General features: G+C 49.7%; 6 protein-coding genes. All 6 read right to left on the bottom strand.

Annotation, left to right across the window (positions count from 1 at the left end):
- Positions 1 to 300: DUF1700 domain-containing protein (locus ACLTD4_RS32930; RefSeq protein WP_412331929.1), on the bottom strand; the 300-nt coding region annotated here is incomplete at its 3' end.
- Positions 287 to 613, bottom strand: a complete 327-nt coding sequence (locus ACLTD4_RS32925; RefSeq protein ID WP_055655091.1) for a PadR family transcriptional regulator — start codon at positions 611 to 613, stop codon at positions 287 to 289. The genes ACLTD4_RS32925 and ACLTD4_RS32930, both read right to left, overlap by 14 nt.
- Positions 614 to 907: 294 nt before the next feature.
- Positions 908 to 1,084, bottom strand: coding sequence for a DUF6718 family protein (locus tag ACLTD4_RS32920; protein WP_243008411.1), 177 nt, complete (start codon positions 1,082 to 1,084; stop codon positions 908 to 910).
- Positions 1,085 to 1,103: 19 nt separating this feature from the next.
- Positions 1,104 to 1,658 carry a hypothetical protein gene (locus ACLTD4_RS32915; protein ID WP_243008410.1) on the bottom strand — a complete coding sequence of 185 codons (555 nt, stop codon included), beginning with the start codon at positions 1,656 to 1,658 and terminating at the stop codon, positions 1,104 to 1,106.
- Between the two features lie 146 nt (positions 1,659 to 1,804).
- Positions 1,805 to 3,679, bottom strand: a complete 1,875-nt coding sequence (locus ACLTD4_RS32910; RefSeq protein WP_117623688.1) for an ABC transporter ATP-binding protein — start codon at positions 3,677 to 3,679, stop codon at positions 1,805 to 1,807.
- Positions 3,679 to 4,785 (bottom strand): ABC transporter ATP-binding protein (locus tag ACLTD4_RS32905; RefSeq protein ID WP_412331928.1); only part of this gene is annotated, 1,107 nt, incomplete at its 5' end. The genes ACLTD4_RS32905 and ACLTD4_RS32910, both read right to left, overlap by 1 nt.

The raw sequence follows: 4,785 nt of genomic DNA, 5'->3' as shown, positions 1-4,785 counted from the left end.
CAGGAGAGGCAGTCCGATGGGCGCCGCACACAGTGCCAGAAGCACGATCCAGAGTGTGGACAATCCTTTCCTGGCGGCCCGTTCCGGCTTGGGCTCCTCCAGACGCTTGAGGGCCAGTTCCTTTACGATCTGAGCCGCACTCTCCTTTGCGTCACCCAGCTCCTCTATGACTTCCGCTTCCCGTTCAGGTCCCGCATCATCAAAATATTCATTATAATAGGAAAGCGCTTCCTCCCGTTCCGCCTTCGGAAGACGCCTAAGCGCCAGCTCCAGCTCTTTCATATACTCATTCCTGCTCATCTTCTTCACCTCCAACGAGAATTTCGTCAGCCGCAGTCTTAAACTCATCCCACTCTTTCCGGTAGAATAAAAGCTGCCCTCTGCCCGCCTCTGTAATCTTATAATATCTTCTGTTTCTTCCCTGGTACTCCTGGTCATACGTCTCCAGGTAACCCGCCTCCAAAAGTCTCTTTAAAACCGGGTACAGGGAGGACTCCTTCTGACTCGCTATGTTCCTCAGCCGCTGGGCGATCATGTAGCCGTAGGCATCTTCTCCCTCTGCGATCGCCAGTACCATGGCATCCAACAGCGTCGGCGTCAATTGATACACCATACCGTCCTGCCTCCTCTCATTATTTCTGAACAATTAATTCTGAACAGCCGATTTTTAATCACATTTATGTGTTTTATAGATATGCTTCATATACGCATATTATATTTCATATAATATATAATGTCAACGGATATATCTAATGATAAACTATGCTTTTTCTTAAGTAATTCTTAATCATGTAAAGGAGGCGCGATTTCAGAATGGCGGTATCTTGAGAGCGGCGGCGGGTCTTACGGCAAAGAAAAAGCAGGCGGGACACGGCTGTCATTCAGCCGCGTATCCGCCTGCCTGCTATTACATACTTAACACACACTGCTCAAATTGATTTTGATCTGACAATATCTCATACGGCTCATATTCACCATAAGCACTTGGACGGCTGATCGTAATTAACTGTACGCCGTTATCTCCGATTTTCTTTTGAAGTGCCTCTGTAAAATCCGCAAGTGCCTTTCCGTGTTTCACCTTCATGGCCAGGCACCCCTTACCATCAAATCTTTTCGCTACCAGATAACACAAGCTTCAACACCTCCTCAAATTCCTGTTCTCTTCGGATTGTACCACATTCGTACTGCTGGCGCAATTGGTTTCCGACAGAATCGGGATATCCTTTTTTATACAGGTATTTGTGCAGCCAGTTATTCATCTGCCGGTCATAATAGGAATTTACCTGAATTTCGATGGGGTAATGTCTGTGATCCGGCTGATAATAGATATGCACTCCCCGATAACCATCATCACCTGATTTTCCCCGGCTCATATCCACAATCCGAAACCCCGCAGATATTTCTCCTTTTGTTATAGTCTCATAGTTATCTGTCAGCATTCGAAAGCCCAACAAATCATTAAACGTTTTTTCCAACCGCATTTCAGGATAGAATTTGTTGTATTTTCTCCGGCAGGAGTCCTCGCTCTTTATTCGATAGTCCAGATCTACTTCATCCAGCAGACTGCACGATTGATAAAAGTGAAGTATTTCCCGCACCTCACAAAACAATTCTTCTTTGTCAAATTTCCGTAAGCTGTTCACTAAGCTGCGTTCCATTTTACTCTTATATGTTAACTACTCCAGAATTTCTAACGTCAAACCATTTTTCAACAGTTCATGAATCATGAAAAGGTTCCTTTCCGTAATGATGTTATCCTATTCACATGTTACCTTCTGTCTTATCAATTTGTGCAAAGTTATCATTAATCCAATTCCTTCACTCCAGTATAGAGTTCATAATACCGCCCCTTCTGAGCCAGCAGATCGTCGTGATCCCCGCGCTCAATGATCTCTCCGTTTTCCAGTACCATAATGGCATTGGCGTTGCGCACTGTAGAAAGGCGATGGGCGATGACAAATGTAGTTCTGTCTGCCATCAGACGATCCATGCCGTGCTCGATATGTTTCTCTGTACGGGTATCGACCGAGCTGGTGGCCTCATCGAGAATCAGGATCGGCGCCTTGGAGATGGCCGCTCTGGCAATATTTAAAAGCTGCCTCTGGCCCTGGCTTAGGTTCGCTCCGTCGCCTTCCAGCACGGTGTCGAAGCCGTGGGGCAGACGCATGATAAAGGAATACGCCGAGGCCGTCTTTGCCGCCTGGATTACCTCCTCATCGGTGGCATCCAGTCTGCCGTACCGGATATTTTCCATGACCGTCCCCGTAAATAAATGGGTATCCTGAAGAACCATGGCGATATTCTGGCGCAGATTGTCGCGCTTGATATGACGGATATTGACGCCGTCGATGGTGATAGATCCGCTTTGAATATCGTAGAACCGGTTCAGTAAATTGGTAATCGTCGTCTTGCCTGCTCCCGTGGAACCTACAAAGGCGATCTTCTGCCCCGGTTTCGCATAGAGGCTGATATCCTTAAGAATCGTCTTTTCCGGGTTATAGCCAAAGGTAACATCCTTCAGTTCCACATAGCCCTTCATTGGATTCAACACCGCCGCGTCGCCGTCATCCACCGGCTCCGGCACCTCATCCATAACCGCAAACACACGCTCCGCACCGGCCAGCGCCGAGAATACGTTGCTGATCTGCATGGATATCTCATTAATCGGCCTGGAGAACTGTCTGGAGAAGTTTAAAAATACGGTGAGGCCGCCGACGTCAAATCCTCTCAGTACACAGAGCAGACCGCCGATCGCCGCCGTCAGCGTGTAGTTCAACTGGCTTAAGTTGCTCATAACAGGCCCCATCATGCCGCCGAAGAACTGCGCCTTGATCATGTTGTCACGTAAATCTTCATTTAAAATCTCAAACTCTTCTTCCGCGATGTCCTCATGACAGAAGACCTTCACGACCTTCTGGCCGCTGATCGTCTCCTCGATATAACCGTTGACGGCGCCGAGGGAGGTCTGCTGTGCGGAGAAATACTTCTGGCTCTTTCCTGCCACATAACCGCCTGCCTTCATCATCAGCGGAATCATAAAGACGGTTACCAGGGTCAGCCAGATGTTGGTGTAAATCATCAGGGCCAGCGTGCCGACTATGCTTAAAGCGCCCGAGAACAGCTGCACAAGCGTGCTGCTCAGCATCTGTCCCACGGTATCCACGTCGTTGGTAAAACGGCTCATTAAGTCACCGTTGTTGTTCGTATCGTAAAAACGCACCGGCAGCTTCTGCATCTTTGTAAAGAGCTCATCCCTGATCTTCTGCAGCGCGTTCTGTGCCACAGTCAGCATGACCCTCGACTGCGCGTAGTTTGCGACTACGCCGACGAAGTAGATGGCCGCCATGAATACCAGGGAAGCGGCCAGACCGCCAACGCTTCCGCGGCTTCCATCCATGGGAGCGATATATTTATTGATAATTGGTCTCAGCATATAGGAACCGGTTAAGGTCGCCACCGTATTGACGATGACACAGAAAAATGCCAGCCCCATGTGAAGCTTATATCCATTTAAGTAGGACAGCAGTCGTCTGATTGTCTCCCTGCTGTTTTTCGGCATTCCACCCTTACCGTGCTGTCTTCCGTGGCCTGGACCGCCCATGGGGCCGCGCCTTTTTGCCGGGGCTACATTTCTGCCGTAGCGCCTTTTTAAACTCTCTACCCGTTTCTGATTATCCATTACGCGCTCGCCTCCTTCTCCCGGTCTCTCTGTGAATAATAAATCTCCTGGTAAGCTTCGCAGGATTTAATCAGTTCTTCGTGGGTTCCCATTCCCACGATCTTTCCGTCATCCAGAACAATAATCTTATCTGCACTCTCTACGGAACCGATTCTCTGGGCGATAATAAACTTTGTCGTATCTTTTAATGTGGTCTGGAAGCACTCGCGGATCTTTGCCTCCGTAGCCGTATCGACAGCCGATGTGCTGTCATCCAGAATCAGGATCTTCGGCTTCTTTAACAGGGCGCGCGCAATACAGAGCCTCTGCTTCTGGCCGCCGGAGACGTTGACACCGCCCTGGCCCAAATCCATCTCGTATCCATCCTTGAAGGATGTGACGAATCCGTCTGCCTGAGCACTCTCGGCCACTGCACGGATTTCTTCCATGGTCGCGTCCTCACTGCCCCACTGCAGGTTTTCTGCAATCGTTCCGGAGAACAGGACATTTTTCTGAAGAACCATGCCGACGCCTTCTCTTAAATTCCGGATGGAATAATCCCGGACGTCGATACCGTCCACCAGCACCTGGCCGCGGTCCGCGTCATAGAGTCTGGGGATCAGCTGGACGAGGGACGTCTTTCCGCTTCCCGTGGAACCGATGATACCGATGGTCTCTCCCGGATTGGCGGTAAAATTGATATGATCCAGCACCATCTCGTCGGTGTCCTTCGCATACTGGAAACAGACATCTCTAAATTCGATCCGGCCTTCCGTCACGACGGCGTCCTTTCTTGCCGCATGCTCATCCGTTAAGTCAATCTCCGTATCCAGGACTTCCCGGACACGCTTTAACGAAGCCATGGCACGGGAGGCCTGTAAGAACACCATGGATACCATCATGAGGGACATCAGGATCTGAACGATGTATGTGGTAAATGCGGTCAAATCACCGACCGGCATGGAGCCACCGATAATTAAGTTTCCGCCGTACCAGACGACGGCCAGCGTCGTCACGTTCATGGCCAGCATCATGACAGGCATGGTCGCGATTACGATCTTCATGGCCCGCAGGCTGCCTTCCTTCAAGTCTTCGTTGGTACGGCGGAATTTTTCCTCCTCATAATC

It is taken from the genome of Hungatella sp., from assembly GCF_046966825.1.
The sequence above is the reverse complement of the archived record's forward strand: the minus strand, read 5'-3'. Positions and strand labels throughout refer to the sequence as shown.